The sequence below is a fragment of the Actinomadura rubrisoli genome, assembly GCF_004349215.1.
Lineage (GTDB): Bacteria > Actinomycetota > Actinomycetes > Streptosporangiales > Streptosporangiaceae > Spirillospora > Spirillospora rubrisoli.
Genome location: NZ_SMKU01000721.1, coordinates 1 through 1,138, shown reverse-complemented (window position 1 = coordinate 1,138; position 1,138 = coordinate 1). Strand labels below are relative to the sequence as shown.

1 protein-coding gene is annotated in these 1,138 nt (G+C 63.3%); it reads left to right on the top strand.

Annotation, left to right across the window (positions count from 1 at the left end; translation table 11 throughout):
- Window positions 1-1,063: polymorphic toxin-type HINT domain-containing protein (locus E1298_RS47100; protein ID WP_279499816.1), on the top strand; the 1,063-nt coding region annotated here is incomplete at its 5' end.
- Window positions 1,064-1,138 lie beyond the last annotated feature (75 nt).

The window sequence follows — 1,138 nt, the reverse complement described above, 5'->3', positions numbered from 1 at the left end:
ACCCGACACAGCCCCCGTCCCCGGCGCCCCCGGCCAGGGTTCAGGTTCGGATCCGGGCCAGAAGGGCGCGGAGGGCTCTCAGGGCGCAGGCCCCGGGGGCTGGGGCACTGGAGGCCAAGGCAAGTTCTCCTGGACCGAAGCCCTGCGCCAGGCCGACAACTTCATGCTCGGCCTCATGATGGGCGCCCTGGAAGTGACCCCTCTCGGCCCCATCCTGATGATCCCGGGCGTGAAGGAGGCCATCGCCAAGCCCGTCGGCATGGACCCGGACTCCGGCGCCTGGAAGGCAGGCGGCTACGTCTGGGACGCCATCGGCCTCATCGGCGGCGGAGGAGGAGCGGCCAAAGCGATCGGCAAGGAGGGCGCGACCAAGGGCGGCGGCTGGTTCCTCAAGCGGCTCCGTCAATGCGTCGCCCCGAAGAACAGCTTCGTCGCCGGCACGGCCATCTTGATGGGAGACGGGAGCTACAAGGCGATCGAAAAGGTCAAGGTCGGCGACGAGGTCCAGGCCACCGACCCGAGGACCGGCAAGACCGAGAAGAAGAGTGTGACAGCGCTTATCTCGGGTTATGGTAAGAAAGATCTCGTCAAGGTGACCATTGATACCGATGGGAAACGCGGTGCCAAGACAGGGATCGTTACCGCCACCGAAGGGCACCCCTTCTGGGTAAGGAGGAAACGTGCGTGGGTCAGGGCGGCCGACCTCCGCTCGGGCATGTGGTTGCACACAAGTGCCGGCCTGCATACCTACAATGTGCGGGCCGGTGGTGCCGCGGTCCTGGTCCATAATGCCGGTGGCGATGACTGGGACGAATACTGGAAGAAGCTGAGGGAGTCCTGGGACCCTGGTGACCTGGATGATGACGGATACCATTCTCCGGAAAGTCGTGAGGAGCAGAAGAAGGAGTTCGAGCGCGCTCTTAAAGAGCTTAAAGAGTTGCGTGGACATCCGCTCAGCGAAGAGGAGAGGAGGATCTTGCACGAACATATCACCAAGCGAGGTTATGACTATGAGGTTTTCCCTGCAAGATTGATTCGGGTAGTAGGGCATTCCCGGGCATGATCGGTAGCGCAAGGGGAGACTCGCGGACAGATCGCCGGGCCCGGAAACGGGACGTGGAGCCCCGGTAGAAGAGGT